Raw genomic sequence first — 17,440 nt, forward strand, 5'->3', positions numbered from 1 at the left:
CAGGCTCGATGAAGATCGCCCTTATCCTTGTCACCCCCGCCGTACCGCTGTCAGGAGTCAATCAATGCCCCATGAAGGCAATCTGTTACAAGCCGCTGTCGTGTTTCTGTTCGCCGCCGTGCTCACCGTGCCCTTGGCCAAACGTCTGCAGCTGGGCGCTGTGCTCGGTTATCTGTTTGCCGGGGTCATCATCGGGCCGTCGGTGCTGGGCCTGATCGGCAATCCGCAGAGCGTGGCGCATATCTCTGAGTTGGGCGTGGTGTTGCTGCTGTTCATCATCGGCCTTGAGCTGTCGCCGCGACGGTTGTGGGTGATGCGCAAATCGGTGTTTGGCGTGGGTCTGGCACAGGTGCTGCTGACCGCCTCGGTGATCGGCGTGCTGGCGTTGTCGGTCTTCGGGCAGCCGCTGAACAGTGCGATTGTGCTGGGCCTCGGTCTGGCGCTGTCGTCCACCGCGTTCGGCCTGCAAAGCCTGGCCGAACGCAAGGAGCTGACCAGCCCCCACGGACGTCTGGCCTTCGCGATTCTGCTGTTCCAGGACATCGCCGCGATCCCGTTGATCGCGCTGGTGCCGATGCTCGCGGGTGTCGATCACCACACCAGCACCGCTGACGATGTGCGTCATAGTTTGCAGGTGCTCGGCGGCATTGCCGTGGTGGTGGTCGGCGGGCGCTATCTGTTGCGTCCGGTGTTCCGCGTGGTGGCGAAAACCGGCTTGCCGGAAGTGTCGACCGCCACGGCGTTGCTGGTGGTGATCGGCACGGCGTGGTTGATGGATCTGGTCGGTGTGTCGATGGCGCTGGGGGCGTTTCTGGCCGGTTTGCTGCTGGCGGATTCAGAGTATCGCCATGAACTGGAAGCGCAGATCGAACCGTTCAAAGGCCTGCTGCTCGGGCTGTTTTTCATCAGCGTCGGCATGGGCGCCAATCTCGGTCTGTTGCTCAGTGCGCCGATCACTGTGCTCGGGCTGACGCTGCTGTTGATTGGCTTGAAGCTGCCGCTGTTGTTTTTGGTGGGGCGTCTGGCCGGCGGGCTGAACAAGATCAGTGCCATACGCCTCGGCATCGTGTTGGCAGCGGGCGGTGAGTTTGCCTTTGTGGTGTTCAAGATCGGTCGCGATCAGGGTCTGTTCGAACCGCGTTTGTACGACTTGCTGGTGCTGACCATCACTCTCTCGATGGCGGTGACGCCATTGTTGCTGTTGATCTGCGCGCGACTGGTCAGCCCCAAGGTGCAACCGGTGGAAGTGCCGGAGAAGTTCCGCGAGATCGACACCGACGCCCCGCGCGTGGTGATCGCCGGCATGGGGCGGATGGGCCAGATCGTTGCGCGTATTCTGCGCGCGCAGAACATCAAGTTCGTGGCACTGGACACCTCGGTGGAAACCATCGAACTGTCGCGCAGCTTCGGTGGCGTGCCGGTGTTCTACGGCGACCCGATGCGCCCGGAAATCCTCAATGCGGCCAAGGTCGGCGAGGCGGAATATTTTGTGATTGCCACGGATGATCCGGAGACCAACATCAAGACCGCCGAGATTGTCCGCAAGCTTTACCCGCACATGAAAATCATCGCCCGGGCACGTAACCGTCAGCACGTTCACCGCTTGGTGGATGTCGGCGCTGAAGCGATTCGTGAGACTTATTACTCCAGTCTGGAAATGAGCCGGCGCACGCTGGTCGGCCTCGGCCTGACCCAGGCGCAGGCCGATGCGCGGATCAAGCGCTTCAAACACCATGACGAACAGGTGCTGGAGGCACAACACGCGGTCTACGATGACGCCGCCAAAGTCCTGCAAACCGCCCAGGAAGCCCGGGCGGAACTGGCGCGGTTGTTTGAGTCGGATCAGCTGGAAGAGGAATCGCGCAAGGCGTGAGTCTTACTCAAATCCCAATGTGGGAGCGAGCCTGTTCGCGAAAGTGCTGTGTCAGCCAACACTTCGACAACTGACAGATTGCCTTCGCGAGCAGGCTCGCTCCCACAGGGGATGGTGGTGGACTCAGGTCAGGCCATTTCCAGCTCGAGTTCCTGCTTGACCGGGGCAGTCTCAAACCGATCCGCCAGAAACGGCGTGATGTCCAGCGGCAACGGCTCGTCGTTGACCAGTTTGTCCAGCAACACGCCGGTAATCGCCGAGGTCAGAATCCCGGTGCGGAAGTGCCCGCAGGCATTCAGATAACCCTCCACCCCACGCATCGGCCCGAGGATCGGCAACTCATCCGGCGAGCCCGGACGCAACCCGGCCCAGGTGCGTTTCAGGTTGACGTCTTTGAGCTCCGGCAGACAACGCACCGCGCCCTGCACCAGCCCGGCGATTTCCGGGTAGGTGGTGGTGACGTCGAAACCTTTGTCTTCGGTGGTGCTGCCAATCAGGATCTCACCGTTGTCCTTTTGCGCCACGTAGCAATCGCTGGTGGTCAGGCAGCCGTTGAGGATTTTCGGCATGCGCTCGGTCAGCAGAATCTGGCCTTTCACCGGCTTCACCGGAATGCGAATGCCGGTGGCCCACTCGCTCAAATCCGCCGCCCAGGCACCACCGGCGTTGATCAGCGTCTTGCAGTGGAACACGCCCTCCTCGGTGGTCTGTACGCCGGTCACACGAGTGCCGTGATGCAACACGCCGGTGACGTTGGTGTTGACGAAGATGTCGACGCCATTCTGCCGCGCCCCTTCCATGTAGGCATCGGCGAGGCGGAACGGGCTGACCTGGTGATCGCAGAGAAACTCCAGCGCCCCGCGTGCTTCATGGCTGACGCTCGGTTCGGCTTCGCGCAGCGCGGCTTGATCGAGCCAGCGCACCTGATCGGCCAGATGCGGAATGCAGCCGACGATGTGCTCGGCGTAGAGCCGATCCTCGTCGTCATAAATCACGAATTTCAGCCCGGTCTTTTCGAACTTGAAATCCATGCCGTGGTTGTCTTTCAACTCACGGTGCAGCGCCGGGTACAGCGCGTTGGATTGCAAGGCGAAATCGAAAAACGACTCCGGCAGAATGTGCGGTGTGCTCGCGTCCACCGCCACTGCCGCGCCTTGGGTTTCGCGCTTGCGGTTAGCCGACATCATGCGAAAGAAAATCACCCCACAGCCAAGCCCTACCGACTCGCCAATCGCCCATAACCCACCGGCCGACGCACGGGTCGCGTTGCCCGGACGCTTGGCGTCGATCAGTGCAACCTTGAGCTCTTTGCGTTTGGACAATTGATAAGCGCAGGACGCCCCGATCACACCGCCGCCGGCGATGATCACGTCGTAGAACTTACTCATGGGAAGCGGCCTCCGTGCCGACATTCTGGAACGCGGAAAAAGGGATCGGATCAATCGGGAAGCGCGGGCGCAGCCAACCGACATCTTTGCGCCCGGTGGCCTGGCGCAAACGGTCGCTGCAATAGCCGACGCACATGCGACCCTGGCAATCGCCCATGCTCACGCGGGTACGCATTTTCAGGCTGGCGATGTCTTGCACGCCTTGCTCCAGCGCCCGGTCGATATCGGCGCGGGTCGCGTGTTCGCAACGGCAGATCACCGTGTCGGCGGCCGGCAATGCAGTCTGGCCGACGCCGCGTTCGGTGTAGCGATCGACTGCCGCGCGGAAACGCACGATGGCTTTCAGTTTGCCCAGATAGCGATCGCGGCGTACCCGCGCCAGCTCCTCTTCAAGCACACCACGTTGCAGCAGGATCGACGTCGCCGCGATCTTGCCCGCGAGCATCGCCGCTTCACCACCGCGAATCCCGCCCATGTCACCGGCAAGATGCACATGCGGCTCGTTGCTTTGCTGCCAGATGTTCGAATTGGCGCGCAGATAGCCGTCATCGCTGAAGCCGTGATCCAGGCCCATCTGCTGACTGAGTTGCGTGCGCGGAATGAAGCCGTAACCGACCGCCAGCGTCTTCGCTTCAAAGCGCTCGACACGGGACATGTCCGGCTCCCAGGTGGCCGAGTACGGCGCGACGCTGACGCTTTTGAGCTCGCCCTCGCCGTGGGCTTCGACCACCCCCCAGCCGTAGTTCATCGCGATGCCATGCAGTTTCAGGTAGGCGAGCATGCTCAAGCCATCGAGGAACAGTTGCGGCTTATTCAGCAGCGCCAGGCTTTCGCGGGCGATCTTGCCGAACGCGCAGGCCTCATACACGCCCGCGACTTTGACGCCTGAAGCATGCAGTTGTGTCGCCACCAGCGGCAGTAACGGCCCGGTGCCGGCAATGATCACCGGCCCTTGCGGCTTGACCACGCCACTCTTGATTTGCAGTTGCAGGCCGCCAAGCAGAATCACCCCCGGCAAGGTCCAGCCGGGAAACGGCACGCTGCGTTCGTGGCAACCGGCAGCCAGCAGCAATTGCGGATACTCGATTTCGTGCAGTTGCTCGTCGCCGTCCAGCACCACCAGCGCACGGGTGCCTTCGGCGCCGACCACGCGATGATTGAGGTGCACGTCGATCAGCCCGGATTGTTCCTGGAATTCGCCGTGCAGTTTGCCCAATGCTTCGGAGTAACGCGGCCCCAGATAATCCAGCTGCACGCCGTCGCGCAACGGCCCGCGATAGACCACGCCGCCGAGTCGCGAGGCTTCTTCCAGCAGCGTACAACGCACGCCGTGGCGCGCCAGTTCGATGGCCGCCGCCATCCCCGCCGGGCCACCGCCGACGATGACCGGTTGCAGGCTCATACAACCTCCTGCGCGGCGACGCGGTTGACCTGGGTTTCAATCTGCATGCCGTCACGCACGACGGTCTGGCAGGCGCGGCGTTTGTGGCGACCGTTGATTTTCACCAGGCAGCACTGGCACACGCCCATGCCGCAGTAGGCGCCGCTGATCTGGTCATGATCGTTGCGTGCAATCTGGCGCACACCGAGGGATTGAATAACGCTGAGGACGGTTTCGCCGATGGCGGCAGTGACCGGTTGGCCGTTGATGTGGACGGTCATATCCGCCTGCGCCAAGGGCTGGATATCGAAGGTTCGTTCTAGGCAGTGCATTGCGGTGTTCATCCGTGAAGATTCAGTTGAGGTTGTGTCAGCTCCTTGCTGCACTACGCCTCGTCGACGCATTTTTTACTGTGATTAGCGCGTCGGCGCGGGTACTTCGTCAGCGCAACAAGGTGCGCGAGAAGCACTGTAGTTCATACCTCAGCAAAGGCCTGGAACATTTACGTTAGGTGATAGCGCCAACGGAAATATTGATCCAGGCCAGTGAAACAGTCGCATTGTTTAACGATCAGTTGGAGAAGACGAACTGGCCTTTGATCTTTTTCGCGCCAATCAAGGCGAGATCCGGGAACAGCAGCGATTTGACCCAGGCGGCGTAGAACATCATAGCCAGCGTGAAAACCACGCCGAGCACAGTCGACACCGGCTCTTCGCTGTAGCCTACAAACATGCGCGGAACCTGGCTGATCGTGAAAGTGACATAGATCGTGTAAACCACCGCGATCCCCTTGTAGAAGCCCCACGCAAACAACAGCGGAATGACGCCGATAATCAGCATCATGGCCAAAGCCATAGCGATGCCACCATCGTTGATTTGAACAAATCCAGCCAGCATACCGATCAGCCCCAGAATGCCCGTCAGCACCACCAGGAAGGTCACTTTGCCTGAATGTCGTTTTCTAAGGGTCGGGTCCGGGCGCCCCCCGATCCACGCCGCCAACACTCGATCCTTGACCTTGCCACCGGACAGCGCGTTGAAGGTTTCAGTCTTGGACCGGCCGGCGTCGAGCATCTCGATCAGTTGCCGCTTGATTTCCCGCTTGTTCAACTCATTCATCCTTAAACGTGCGAGCAACGGCCGACCCGTTGCCGCTGGCCCCGCAGAAAGCAAAAAGCCGCTACCACCCGAGGGTGGTAGCGGCCGAGGCAAAAGCCCCAATAGAGCAATCAGTGCACGAACAGGGCGATCAGGATAATGATCGGGATCGGTACGCCGAGGAAAAACAGCAGTAATGAGCGCATGGTGATTCTCCCTTTTTAACGGACTGGAGGCACAGTGGTGGTAGTGGTGTAGGTATCGACTTCAACGTACTCGACCGCATCCCGACGACGACCGCCGTAGGTTGCCGCGAGACTGGCGAAGAAGGCACCGGCCAACAGCGCGATGAACATCCACAGCGAGGTCAAGGCTGCGACTTTGGCGGCGGTGTCGGCAGCTTGCTGGGCTTTCAACTTGGCGTCGGCGATGGCTTTCTGGGTGCGGGCATACACCTCGTCGACACGACGCTCAGCGTCGGCCTGACTCAGGTTGGTACGTTGCGCTACCAGTTGCGCGAGGTAAGTGCGGTCTTCGGCGCTGAGCTGACCGTTGGCCAGGCTTTGGGTAAAGATTCGCGCTACTGCACCATGGGCGGCGTCATCACTGACAGACGCCGGACGGTCATCGCGGAACAGGTTGTCGATGTAATAACCGTACTGGTTGCTGTCAGTGTTCGCCGCTGCGGAACCGGCTGCCTGGGTCACAGCGCTTGCTGCACCACCGACCACACTGGCACCGGCCTGAACGCCACCGCTGATTACGCTGCTGACCGAGCCGACCACCAGAATCGCAGTCACCAGTGTGGCCACGCACCACGCCAGGAACCCATGAGCGGTGTCGCGGAAGTACACTTCGTCACCGTGCATGTTCGCCCATTTCACTCGCAGGCGACCGGCAATATAGCCACCCAGACCGGAAGCAATGATTTGCGTCGCCGCCAGCCAGACAATCGTCGTAATACCCAAGCCCTTGGCGCTGATGCCCTCACCGGCCCATGGTGAAACCGCAGAGAATCCCAAACCGAAGCCGAGCAGCACCAAAATCATCGACAGTGCTGCGGCCGCCGCCGCACCGGCGAAAATCGCCCCCCAGGACACGCCTGAGACGTTGCTCGACTCTCCTTCGTAGGCAGGATAAAACCCATCAGAGGATCTATTCATTGTTGTAGTGCTCCAGGCATGAAAAATGGTGTTACAACTCGTCGAAACATGAATTGCAGTGACCGTGCCAGTCGCCAAGAATTAATAAGTCATTAAATTTCAACAAGTTAAAAAAGATGAACTTCTTAGGACGTTGCAATTTGCAAAGTGCAGCCGATTTCAGCGGGTTTTATGCATTGGCATCGATTGCAGCAGGCGTCGACATTTGCGTACGCCATAGCCCGAAGATGAAAGTTAATTTAAAGCGCCGCGGAAAATTCTTGGCAAAATGCTGCCATTCCGTTTGAACCGATCAAGGCCTGCCCTATGACTCGCATATTGACCATCGAAGACGACGCCGTGACCGCCCGGGAAATCGTCGCCGAACTCAGCAGCCACGGCCTCGACGTTGACTGGGTCGACAATGGCCGCGAAGGCCTCGACCGTGCCGTGAGCGGCAACTACGACCTGATCACTCTCGACCGCATGCTGCCGGAGCTCGATGGCCTGGCCATCGTCACCACCCTGCGCACCATGGGCGTGGCGACGCCGATCCTGATGATCAGCGCCCTCTCCGATGTCGACGAGCGCGTGCGCGGCTTGCGTGCCGGTGGCGACGATTACCTGACCAAACCCTTCGCCACCGACGAGATGGCCGCGCGGGTCGAAGTGTTGCTGCGCCGGCAGAACAGCGGCGCCACTCAAGCGACGACGTTGCGGGTGGCGGATCTTGAGCTGGATCTGATCAGCCACGAAGCACGCCGCGCCGAGCAGGTGCTGACGCTGCTGCCGACCGAATACAAATTGCTGGAATTCCTGATGCGCAACAGCGGACAGATTCTGTCGCGGATGATGATTTTCGAAGAAGTCTGGGGTTATCACTTCGACCCCGGCACCAACCTGATCGACGTGCACATCGGCCGTTTGCGCAAGAAGATCGACGCGGCGGGCAACGTTCCGCTGATCCGCACGGTACGGGGCTCGGGTTATGTCATTGCCGAACCCGTCTGACGGCTGGCGCTCCTCCAGCAGCCGCTTGCTGGCGCTGTACAGTTCGCTGTTCGTGGCGTGGAGCGCGATCCTCATGGGGGTCATGTACTACGAGGTTTCCGGCTACCTCGACAACCTCGCCAAACATTCGCTGATGCAACGTCAGCACCTGTTTTCGCACTTTCGCGGCCAGCAACTCGATGAAGCGCTCGCCGCGAGCATGACCTTCGATATTCGCGGCATTGACGCTTACGGTCTGTTCGACGCCGAGGGCCGCTACCTCGGCGGCGCCTTGCAACAACTGCCGGAAGGCCTGCCGCTGGACGGCAAGATCCACATGCTTTCCGAATGCGCCGACTCCGATGATCCGACCCTGCCCGCCGACAGCTGCGATGCCGTCGCGACGCAAACCCGCGATGGTCGCTGGCTGGTGCTGCTGCGCGATAACGGCTCGCTGTTCGCCGTGACGCGGATCATTTTGCATGCGTTGTTCTGGGGCGTGTCGCTGACCATTCTTCCGGGGATCGCCGGTTGGCACCTGCTGCGGCGCCGCCCGTTGCGGCGCATTCGTGCGATTCAGGATCGCGCGCAAGCCATTGTGGCCGGCGACCTGACCCAGCGTTTGCCGCTATCCAACCGCCGCGATGAACTGGACATGCTCGCCGCCATCGTCAACGCGATGCTGGAGCGCATCGAGCGCCTGATGAATGAGGTCAAAGGCGTCTGCGACAACATCGCCCATGATCTGCGTACCCCGCTGACCCGCTTGCGCGCGCAGTTGTATCGCATGCAGCAACAGGCCGGTGAAGGTTCCCAGGAAGCCGCGCAACTGGATCTGGTGCTGGCCGAGGCGGATACGCTGATGGCGCGGTTTCGGGGTTTGTTGCGGATTTCCGAGCTGGAGGATCGTCAGCGCCGTTCAGGGTTTGTCGAACTGGACCCCGTGTTGCTGCTCGAAGAACTTCACGAGTTTTACCTGCCGCTGGCCGAGGAAGGCGAGTTGCGCTTCGAACTGAACATGCCGGAGACCTTGCCGCCGCTCAATGGTGATCGGGCGTTGTTGTTCGAGGCCTTGGCGAATCTGCTGAGCAACTCGATCAAATTCACGCCCGTCGGCGGCACGGTGATTTTGCGTGGGGTGAATGATGCCGGGCACACGCGGATTGAAGTACACGACTCAGGCCCGGGGATTCCCGAAGCCGAACGCGAGGCAGTGTTCCAGCGTTTCTATCGTGCCGAAGTTGGGCAGCCGCAAGGTGGTTTTGGCCTGGGATTGTCGATTGTCGCGGCGATTGTCAGCTTGCACGGCTTCAGCCTGGAAGTGCGCAGCAGTGACTTGGGTGGGGCGAAACTGGTGCTCGATTGTCGGCAGAGCCTGATCGCCAACACCTGACCGCTACCTTGGAATGCAATCCCTGTAGGAGTGAGCCTGCTCGCGATAACGGTGTATCAGTCAAAGAAGATATCGACTGACCATGCGCCATCGCGAGCAGGCTCGCTCCTACATTGGATTGTGGCGTTCTTCAGGCCGGGTAATTGGCCCGCAGTGCCTCTAGGCCGCCCTGGTAGATGCCGCTGAACAACGCCACCACTTCCTCATCGCTCACGCCTTTGGCGGTGAAACGCCCCGACCACGTGACCCGTGCCCCCTGCCCTTGGGCTTCAACCTTGATCGTCGCCAGATAATCGGTGGCCGGGAACGGTGCCTGTTCAATCGAATAGCTGTAGGTCCTGGCGGCATTGTCGAACGTTTGCAGACGTTCAATCACCACGGCGCCATCGGCGGTTTGCAGGGTGCGTACACGCCCGCCGTCGCTGAGTTCGCTGTTGGGAATGAACGGCAGCCAGTCCGGCAGCGTGTTGAAGCCGCCGATCAATTGCCAGACCTGATCGGCCGAAGCCGGGATGTCGATGGTTGCGGATGCAGTTGCCATAAAAACGTCTCTCGTAAGGAATTCAGATTGTCAGGCTGTCGACCACACCACCGTCGACCCGCAAGGCGGCGCCGGTCGTGGCCGAGGACAGCGGTGAAGCGATGTAGGTCACCAGATGTGCGACCTCTTCGACATCGGCCACGCGCTGGATGATCGAGGTCGGACGCGCCTTGCGCACAAAGGCATCGGCCTCATCGCGCAGGTTGCGGCCGGACTCGGCAGCGGCGTCCTTGAGCATCTCCTCCAGGCCATCGGTGAAAGTCGGCCCCGGCAGGATCGCATTGACCGTCACGCCTGTGCCAGCCAGACGTTTGGCCAAGCCATGGGACACCGCCAGATTGGCGCTTTTGGTCACGCCATAATTGATCATGTCGGCCGGCGTCGCCACCCCGGATTCCGAAGACAGGAAAATCACCCGGCCCCAGCCCTGCTCGACCATCGCCGGCACATAATGCCGCGACAGACGCACACCGGAAATCACGTTGACCTCATAGAAGCGCGCCCACTCGCTGTCCGGCGCGTCGAAGAAGTCGACGTCATTAAAGATGCCGAGGTTATTCACCAGAATGTCGGCTTTCGGTTCTGCGGCGAAGAGTTTCTCCGCGCCTTCGGCGGTGCCCAGATCCGCCGTCAAACCGCGCAACTGGGCGCCAGGCACCTTCTTGCGAATGCTCGCCAGTGCCTGCTCGACCTTGGCCGTGTCGCGGCCGATCACCACCACCGTAGCGCCGGATTCAGCCAGCGACTGGCTGATGCCCAAACCGATACCAGCGGTGCTGCCGCTGACAATGGCGAGTTTTCCACTCAGATCAATCTTCATGCTTTCACCTCATCGATTGGCAATGGTGCACGTTCGGACACCAGTTTTGCGTCACGCATGGCCTGCCAGAAACCAGCAGGAATGGTCGCCGACAGTGCGGCCACGTCTTCGGCGATGCGACCCGGCTTGCTCGCACCGGGAATCACCGCTGCAACCGCTGGATGAGCCAGCGAAAATTGCAGGGCAGCGGCTTTCACATCGACGTTGTAAGCCGCAGCGATGCGTTTGATCTGCTCAACCCGGGCGACGATTTCAGGGTTGGCCTTCTGGTATTCGAAGTGCGCACCGCCAGCCAGAATTCCTGAGCTGTAAGGGCCGCCAACGACGATTTCAACGTTTTGCGCCAGCGCCGCCTCCATCAGGCGTTGTAACGGACGCTCGTGATCGAGCAGCGTGTAGCGCCCCGCGAGCAGGAAACCGTCCGGCTGCGCCTCGGTCAGATCCAGCGTCAACTCGCACGGCTCGACCTTGTTCACGCCCAGGCCCCAGCCCTTGATCACGCCTTCTTCACGCAAACGGGTCAGCACTTTGAACGCGCCGGTGCGGGCCTGATTGAAATATTCCAGCCATTGATCGCCGTAGAAGTCCTGAGCAATGTCGTGCACCCAGACGATGTCGAGACGGTCGGTTTGCAGGCGATTGAGGCTGTCCTCGATTGAACGCAGGGTTGCGTCGGCGCTGTAGTCGTTAACGATCTTGTTCGGGCGACCGTGTTCGAACACCCCGCTCTTCTCGCCCAGATCGCGGGCAGCGGCGTCTTCGACTTCATCGAGAATCACCCGGCCGACTTTGCTGCTCAGCACATAGTCGTCGCGCTTGTATTGTTTCAGTGCTTCACCGAGGCGGATCTCCGACAAACCCGAGCCGTAGAACGGCGCGGTGTCGAAGTAGCGCACACCGGCATCCCACGCGGCATGCACGGTGGCCTGCGCTTCTGCTTCGGGGATGGCGCGGAACATGTTGCCCAGTGGGGCGGTGCCGAAGCCCAGTTGGCCGGGCAGTTTGTCTTTCAAGCTCATTGGATTGTCCTCATTCGTTGCGTGGTCTGCGTGACCGTTGAGCAGATCCTAGATTGCGACACCGAGACCTTCCAAGACATAATTCGTAGTACTTGAGTCCCTAGAGGTCTGACATGATCGACATTCGCCAATTGCGCTACTTCGTCGCCGTCGCCGAGGAAGAGCACGTCGGCCGTGCTGCCGAGCGGCTGCATATTTCCCAGTCACCGCTGAGCCGGCAGATCGCCCAGCTCGAAGAGCGCCTGGGCCTGACGCTGTTCGAGCGCAGCCAGCAACGCATTCGTCTGACCCGCGATGGCCAGACCTTCCTCGCTGAAACCCGCGCCCTGCTGACCCACGCCAATCGCCTGGAATCCCTCGGCAAGCGACTGGGCCGGGGCGAAGAAGGCGGGTTGTGCATCGGCTACATCGAAAACGCCATGCACGCCGGCGTCCTGCCCAATGCCCTTCGCGTGCTGCGGGTGGACCGGCCGAACGTACATGTCGCGCTGTACAACCTCAGTTCCACCGAGCAACTGGAAGGCTTGCGACAGCGTAGTCTCGATATTGCCTTGGTGAGTGAGCCGCCGACCGATGACGATCCGGATCTGCTCGGATTTCAGGTACTCGATGATCCGATGCTGTTGGCGTTGCCGGAACAGCATCCGTTAGCTGGCAAAGCCTCACTGAGTCCAGAGGATCTGGCCGATCAGGAATGGATCGGCGTGCAGCCACGGCAGGATGCGAGCGATGAGTTCGTCAGCGCGTGCATCCGTGCAGGCTTTACCCCGGATGTGCGGATGCAGGCGACCGAGCCGTTTACCGCGCTGGGGCTGGTGGCGTCGGGGTTGGGGATTGCCATGATCCAGAAGGGTTTGAGCCATAACGCCCCACCGGGGGTGGTGCTGCGCGAGGTGCCGTGGCTGGCGTTTACTACTCCGCTGTGGGCGGCGTGGCACCGGATCAATTTGCGGCCGTTGGTGGAGACGTTTCGCAAAGTGCTGACAGGCACCGCCCCCTGACTTCAGGAATGACTGGTTTCACTACACTGAAGAATCCGCACATCGGAGGCTTTGGGCATGAACCGTAACGACCTGCGCCGCGTCGACATGAACCTGTTGGTGATTTTCGAAACGCTGATGTTCGAAAAGAACCTGACCCGCGCCGGGGAAAAACTGTTCCTCGGCCAACCGGCGGTCAGCGCTTCCCTCGCCCGTCTGCGCGATCTGTTCGACGATCCGCTGCTGGTGCGCAACGGCCGCACCCTCGAACCCACGCAACGGGCGCTGGCGATCCTCAAGGAGCTGCAACCGGCGATGGACACCATCTCGGGTGCCGTCAGCCGCGCCAAGGATTTCGACCCGCTGGCCAGCCGTGACGTGTTTCGCATCGGTCTGTCCGACGACGCGGAATTCGGCCTGCTGCCGCCGCTGCTCAAACAGCTGCGCGAAGAAGCACCGAACGTGGTGGTGGTGATCCGCCGGGTGAATTTTCTGTTGATGTCGTCAATGCTCGCCACCGGGGAAATCTCCGTGGGCGTCAGTTACACCACCGAACTGCCGGCCAACGCCAAGCGGAAAAAGCTGCGCGATTTACGCTGCAAGATCCTCCGTGCCGACGACCGTCCCGGTGCGCTGACCCTCGACGATTACTGCGAGCGCCCGCATGCGCTGGTGTCGTTTTCCGGGGACCTGGGCGGGGCCATCGACAACGATCTGGCGCGGGTCAATCGCAGCCGTCGCGTGGTGCTGGCGGTGCCGCAATTCGCCGGGTTACGGGCGATTCTCGCCGGCACCGACATGCTCGCCACCGTGCCGGACTTTGCGGCGTGTGCACTGGTTGAAGGCAGCAACGGTTTGCGTGCCGACGACCCGCCGTTCGACATCGTCCCCTCGGAGCTGTCGATGGTCTGGAACGGTGTTAACGACAACGACCCTGCGGAACGTTGGTTGCGCTCGCTGATTGCCCATCACATGTCGGCTCCGCTGCCGCTGGAGGCGCACTGAACGCTTTGAAATTCGGGTCGACCTCGCGCAGATACACCGGCAGATCGGTCATCGGCGGCATCTGCGGAATCTCGAAATACATCTGGATCACCCAGCCACGGTGATAGCTGTTGTGGTTGATCACATGCAGGAAAATCGCCCCGGCGTTCATGCTGCCGCCGTCGCCGGAGACGAACTTGAAATCGATCTCGCGATTGAGTGAAGCCTCGGTCTGTTGCTGGCTCCAGGTGCTATACCAGCGATCGACGTCCTGCTGGGCCTGGCGCAATTCGCCGAGATCGGCGTGCACCAGATCATGGGAAGACTGAAAGCCATGGTCTCGCCCCTCAAGGTGCGCCTGCCAGATGCGGTCAACCACGTAGATGTGGTTCAAGGTGCCGATCAGGTTCTTGAAGATCGTTTTGCGCTCCTTGGTGATTTCCTCAGGAGGCAGTGCTTGGAGGCTGTCGAACAGGCGTTGATTGGCCCAGGATTTGTAATCAGCGAACAGGTGGGCAGTGGCCAGGTTGATCATCATGAGGCTCCGCAGGCACAAAAAGGCTGAGCCTAGGATAGCCCGAGTTGGCGCAGGCGCCGTGGGGCCTGATCGTCGGTCACGATCTACCCCACAGGAATCGTGGTGTGTCAGGCCTTGTGCAGGTGAAGCTGACCGGCGCTGTCGACTTTGACGCTGATCGCCTCGTAACTGGCCAATGTCGCATGCGACGTTTCGAGTGGATGCTGGTGCGTCGTGGTGATGATCATCAGCGGCGCGCCGGCGGCTTCGGCGGCCTGAATTCCGACGGTAGCGTCTTCGAAAATCAGGCAGTCGCGGGGCTCAAGTCCCAGGCGTTTGGCGGCCAGAATATAACCGGACGGATCGGGTTTGCCGGCCTTCACATCCTCGGCAGTGATCATCACCGCAGACACCGGAATGCCCGCCGCTGCCATCCGCCGCAAGGCCAGATCCCGCGGCGCCGAAGTGACCATGGCCCAGCGCTCGGCGGGCAGGCGCTTGAGAAACGCTGCCGCACCGGGAATCTCGACAATGCCTTCAACGTCGCCGATTTCCGCCTCGGTGATGAACGCCGCTTGTTCTTCGGCATTCACTCCCGGCAAGTTCAGGCGATTGATGGTGTCGATGGCCCGCGCGCCATGAATGGTCGGCAAAAACGATTCGACGTCCACGCCATGCCGCACGGCCCAGGCTGACCAGATCCGCTCGGCGGCGGCGATGGAGTTGAGGACGGTGCCGTCCATGTCGAACAGGAACGCGCCGAACGCGCGGTCAAAAACACAATCGTGAGCAGACAAAGGGTCGCATCCTCTGGCAATGGCAGTCAGGTTGGCCGGGCAATGTAGCATCTGCCTGACCGACGAACCCAGTGCTTCAGTGCAGAAGCGGCGCCTTGGACTTCAGCGCACCTACCACGCAGTCGAGCAATTGACCGATGGCCCAGGGCTTTTTGATAAACGCCACGGGGTACTTGACCCCGGACGTCTCCGGCGTTTCATAGCCGGACATGACCATCACCGGTTTGTCCGGCCAGCGGTCGCCAACCAGATTGGCCAGATCCGCACCATTGAGGGTGCCGGGCATGGTGATATCAGTCAGCAGCAACGCCACTTCCGGCGCATGCTCCTCCAAATATTGTGATGCGTCGTCAGCACTGGTCTGCGGCGCAACCCTGAAACCTTCCTCCTGAAGAATTTCGCAGAGAAACTCCAGAATCAACGGATCATCCTCAACCACCAGAATCAATCCGTCAGGAAGGTGCGTGTCCGCCGTCGGTGTTGGGCACATGGAACTGCACTCCCTGAATTGCATTAACGATTTAGCGGCTTGAATCCGCTGCTTATCTGGTATGAGCGGCGGGTTCTGCAGAAATTCATTTTTGATACAGGTGTTTTCCGAATAGTCGTTTTTGTCCATTGGCGCCAGGCGTTCGCGAGGGCGTAATTGTGGTTAAAATGCCGGCCCTTTTGCTTGCCGACCGTGACCGATGAACCCTGAAGCCCTCGCCACCCTCCACGCCCACTTGCTGCCCGCGCTCGCGGCGGCACCGAGCGAGACCCGCCGCCTGTTCCACGGCCGCGGACGTTGCTGGCCGGGGCTGGAGCAGCTGACCGTGGACTGGCTGCAAGGCGTGGTGCTGGTGTCGTTGTTCAAGGAGCCGGCGCCTGAACAGCTTGAAGACCTCAAGCGCTTGCTGCTGGACATCAGTGGTTCGAATGAGTGGCAACAGGCCGGCGCGCATACCTTGTTGATCCAGCACCGTTACCTGCCGCAGAGCACCGCACAATGGCTGGTCGGTGAAGAGATCGACGAAATGACCGTCGTCGAAGGCGGCTTGCAATACCGCGTCGATCTCGGTCGCAAGCAGAACGCCGGGCTGTTTCTTGACATGCGTTACGGGCGCAATTGGGTGCGCGAACAGGCAGACGGCAAGCGCGTGCTGAACCTGTTTGCCTACACCTGCGGTTTTTCCGTCGCGGCTATCGAGGGGGGCGCCAGCCATGTGGTCAACCTGGACATGTCGCGCGCAGCGTTGAGCCGTGGACGCGACAATCATCGGTTGAACGGGCATGACCTGAGCAAAGTCAGCTTCCTTGGCCACGACCTGTTCAAGTCCTGGGGCAAGGTGATCAACAGCGGCCCGTATGACCTGGTGATCATCGACCCGCCGTCGTTCCAGAAAGGCAGTTTTCTGCTGACCAAGGATTACCAGCGCGTACTGCGCCGTTTGCCGGAACTGCTGACTGCTGACGGTGTGGTGCTGGCGTGCATGAATGACCCGGCGTTCGGTTCAGACTTCTTGATTGATGGCGTGACGCAGGAAGCGCCGAGTCTGCGCTTCGAGCAGCGGTTGGAGAACCCGCCGGAATTTCCTGACATAGATCCCGAAAGCGGCCTGAAGGCCCTGGTCTTCCAACGCACTCACTGACACAACAATATCCCCTGTGGAGCTGCCGCAGGCTCGGGCCGCGATCGGACGATCTTTTGATCTTGCCCCTTTAAAAACCAGATCAAAAGATCGCAACCCACCGCAGCTTCCTGCGTATTTCAATTCGGGATGTTTAAAAGTTGTTTCGAATTTGCAGAACCTTCCCACAATGTTTTCAGGTTGTCCGCCGGACGTCAGGTCTCTAGCCTGTGCTCGTCGCTGCCAATTCAGCGACCGGGACTGGAAACCCCGTGGGACTGCAGAACGCAAAAGCGCCATTCATGACGTATGATTGCGCACCTTTTTGGTGTGCACTTTGTTATGGCGGCTGTGCGTGGGGGACCTTCGGGTCGTCCGGGTTTCTCTGCTCCCCGGGTTTCCAGCCTTGCGTACAGCTGCCACCCATTCGACCGGAAGCCGAATGGACCAGCTCCACAGCTTAGAGAGAGAAGAACACCATGAAAAAACCAACACCCAACCCGCCAGAATCAAAAGCCACCACCGACACCACATCCCCCTACGCCTCAGTCGACAGCAAAAAACTCCACGAAGCCGCCGACCGCGCCCTTGATTACTACCTCAATCCCGGTGCCGGCATCATGTCCAGCGCCAACGAGCCGGAGTCCATGTACTTCGCCAACCCCAAGTACAACACCGAATCCCTGCTGGCCAACGCCAGCGAAACCCTCGGCTCGGCCAGCGAAATGCTCAACAACTTCGCCGCTTCACTACCGCCCTCACATCGCAAAACCGCTCTGGGCATCGCCCAAATCGTGATGCTGGGTGAACTGGCCGTCAACCAGGCCCTCGATCACGTAGAACTGCAACCTTAGGCAACTCCCTCACCACAGTTTTTCCAAGCCAATCCAGGAAAACGCGACCCAAA

At 60.5% G+C, this 17,440-nt stretch carries 18 protein-coding genes; 7 read left to right on the forward strand and 11 right to left on the reverse strand.

What is annotated here, in order from left to right; translation table 11 throughout:
- Nucleotides 1–64: 64 nt before the first annotated feature.
- Nucleotides 65–1,873, forward strand: a complete 1,809-nt coding sequence (locus ACA074_RS16655) for a monovalent cation:proton antiporter-2 (CPA2) family protein (protein ID WP_187678393.1) — start codon at nucleotides 65–67, stop codon at nucleotides 1,871–1,873.
- A 128-nt stretch (nucleotides 1,874–2,001) separates the two neighbouring features.
- Here the strand turns inward: ACA074_RS16655 and hcnC are convergent, their stop codons facing one another.
- From hcnC to ACA074_RS16680, 5 genes are all read right to left on the reverse strand, one after another.
- Nucleotides 2,002–3,261 (reverse strand): cyanide-forming glycine dehydrogenase subunit HcnC, encoded by a 1,260-nt coding sequence (gene hcnC / locus ACA074_RS16660; RefSeq protein ID WP_401267603.1) that lies wholly within the window; start codon nucleotides 3,259–3,261, stop codon nucleotides 2,002–2,004.
- Nucleotides 3,254–4,663, reverse strand: a complete 1,410-nt coding sequence (gene hcnB / locus ACA074_RS16665; RefSeq protein ID WP_497677418.1) for a cyanide-forming glycine dehydrogenase subunit HcnB — start codon at nucleotides 4,661–4,663, stop codon at nucleotides 3,254–3,256. The genes hcnC and hcnB overlap by 8 nt, the downstream gene beginning before the upstream one ends.
- Entirely contained in the window at nucleotides 4,660–4,974 is a 315-nt protein-coding gene (locus ACA074_RS16670; protein WP_095190222.1) for a (2Fe-2S)-binding protein, read from the reverse strand. Before ACA074_RS16670 ends, hcnB begins: the two co-directional genes overlap by 4 nt.
- A gap of 238 nt (nucleotides 4,975–5,212) precedes the next feature.
- Nucleotides 5,213–5,752: a hypothetical protein gene (locus ACA074_RS16675; protein ID WP_401267596.1), complete on the reverse strand. Its 540-nt coding sequence runs from the start codon at nucleotides 5,750–5,752 to the stop codon at nucleotides 5,213–5,215.
- Nucleotides 5,753–5,961: 209 nt separating this feature from the next.
- Nucleotides 5,962–6,903 (reverse strand): hypothetical protein, encoded by a 942-nt coding sequence (locus ACA074_RS16680; RefSeq protein ID WP_401267595.1) that lies wholly within the window; start codon nucleotides 6,901–6,903, stop codon nucleotides 5,962–5,964.
- A gap of 306 nt (nucleotides 6,904–7,209) precedes the next feature.
- On the opposite strand from ACA074_RS16680, the gene ACA074_RS16685 reads away from it, so the two are divergent.
- Together ACA074_RS16685 and ACA074_RS16690 are read left to right on the forward strand one after the other, a co-directional pair.
- Nucleotides 7,210–7,893 carry a response regulator transcription factor gene (locus tag ACA074_RS16685; RefSeq protein ID WP_187678398.1) on the forward strand — a complete coding sequence of 228 codons (684 nt, stop codon included), beginning with the start codon at nucleotides 7,210–7,212 and terminating at the stop codon, nucleotides 7,891–7,893.
- Complete coding sequence (locus ACA074_RS16690; protein ID WP_497677419.1) at nucleotides 7,871–9,265, forward strand: sensor histidine kinase; 1,395 nt, start codon at nucleotides 7,871–7,873, stop codon at nucleotides 9,263–9,265. The genes ACA074_RS16685 and ACA074_RS16690 overlap by 23 nt, the downstream gene beginning before the upstream one ends.
- A 130-nt stretch (nucleotides 9,266–9,395) precedes the next feature.
- Here the strand turns inward: ACA074_RS16690 and ACA074_RS16695 are convergent, their stop codons facing one another.
- The 3 genes from ACA074_RS16695 to ACA074_RS16705 are packed head-to-tail and all read right to left on the reverse strand — an operon-like array spanning nucleotide 9,396 to nucleotide 11,645.
- Entirely contained in the window at nucleotides 9,396–9,806 is a 411-nt protein-coding gene (locus ACA074_RS16695; RefSeq protein WP_401267590.1) for an SRPBCC family protein, read from the reverse strand.
- Between the two features lie 22 nt (nucleotides 9,807–9,828).
- Nucleotides 9,829–10,626: an SDR family NAD(P)-dependent oxidoreductase gene (locus tag ACA074_RS16700; RefSeq protein WP_497677420.1), complete on the reverse strand. Its 798-nt coding sequence runs from the start codon at nucleotides 10,624–10,626 to the stop codon at nucleotides 9,829–9,831.
- Nucleotides 10,623–11,645 carry an aldo/keto reductase gene (locus tag ACA074_RS16705; protein ID WP_187678402.1) on the reverse strand — a complete coding sequence of 341 codons (1,023 nt, stop codon included), beginning with the start codon at nucleotides 11,643–11,645 and terminating at the stop codon, nucleotides 10,623–10,625. Before ACA074_RS16705 ends, ACA074_RS16700 begins: the two co-directional genes overlap by 4 nt.
- 113 nt (nucleotides 11,646–11,758) lie before the next feature.
- On the opposite strand from ACA074_RS16705, the gene ACA074_RS16710 reads away from it, so the two are divergent.
- Together ACA074_RS16710 and ACA074_RS16715 are read left to right on the forward strand one after the other, a co-directional pair.
- Nucleotides 11,759–12,646 carry a LysR substrate-binding domain-containing protein gene (locus tag ACA074_RS16710; protein WP_497614537.1) on the forward strand — a complete coding sequence of 296 codons (888 nt, stop codon included), beginning with the start codon at nucleotides 11,759–11,761 and terminating at the stop codon, nucleotides 12,644–12,646.
- A 57-nt stretch (nucleotides 12,647–12,703) separates the two neighbouring features.
- Entirely contained in the window at nucleotides 12,704–13,630 is a 927-nt protein-coding gene (locus ACA074_RS16715) for a LysR substrate-binding domain-containing protein (RefSeq protein ID WP_497677421.1), read from the forward strand.
- Here ACA074_RS16715 and ACA074_RS16720 read toward each other — a convergent pair.
- The 3 genes from ACA074_RS16720 to ACA074_RS16730 form a co-directional block, all read right to left on the reverse strand.
- A complete protein-coding gene (locus ACA074_RS16720) occupies nucleotides 13,545–14,144 on the reverse strand; it encodes a DinB family protein (RefSeq protein ID WP_187678491.1) in 600 nt (199 codons plus the stop codon). The genes ACA074_RS16715 and ACA074_RS16720 overlap by 86 nt on opposite strands.
- Nucleotides 14,145–14,254: 110 nt before the next feature.
- A complete protein-coding gene (locus tag ACA074_RS16725) occupies nucleotides 14,255–14,923 on the reverse strand; it encodes an HAD family hydrolase (protein ID WP_497677422.1) in 669 nt (222 codons plus the stop codon).
- A gap of 76 nt (nucleotides 14,924–14,999) precedes the next feature.
- Entirely contained in the window at nucleotides 15,000–15,413 is a 414-nt protein-coding gene (locus ACA074_RS16730; RefSeq protein ID WP_497679336.1) for a response regulator, read from the reverse strand.
- A 199-nt stretch (nucleotides 15,414–15,612) separates the two neighbouring features.
- On the opposite strand from ACA074_RS16730, the gene ACA074_RS16735 reads away from it, so the two are divergent.
- On the forward strand, nucleotides 15,613–16,554 hold the full coding sequence (locus tag ACA074_RS16735) for a class I SAM-dependent methyltransferase (protein ID WP_401267574.1): 942 nt from the start codon (nucleotides 15,613–15,615) through the stop codon (nucleotides 16,552–16,554).
- Nucleotides 16,555–17,012: 458 nt separating this feature from the next.
- Nucleotides 17,013–17,387 (forward strand): DUF6124 family protein, encoded by a 375-nt coding sequence (locus tag ACA074_RS16740; protein ID WP_497677423.1) that lies wholly within the window; start codon nucleotides 17,013–17,015, stop codon nucleotides 17,385–17,387.
- Nucleotides 17,388–17,440: the final 53 nt, after the last annotated feature.

The organism is Pseudomonas sp. LBUM1655 (assembly GCF_059716085.1).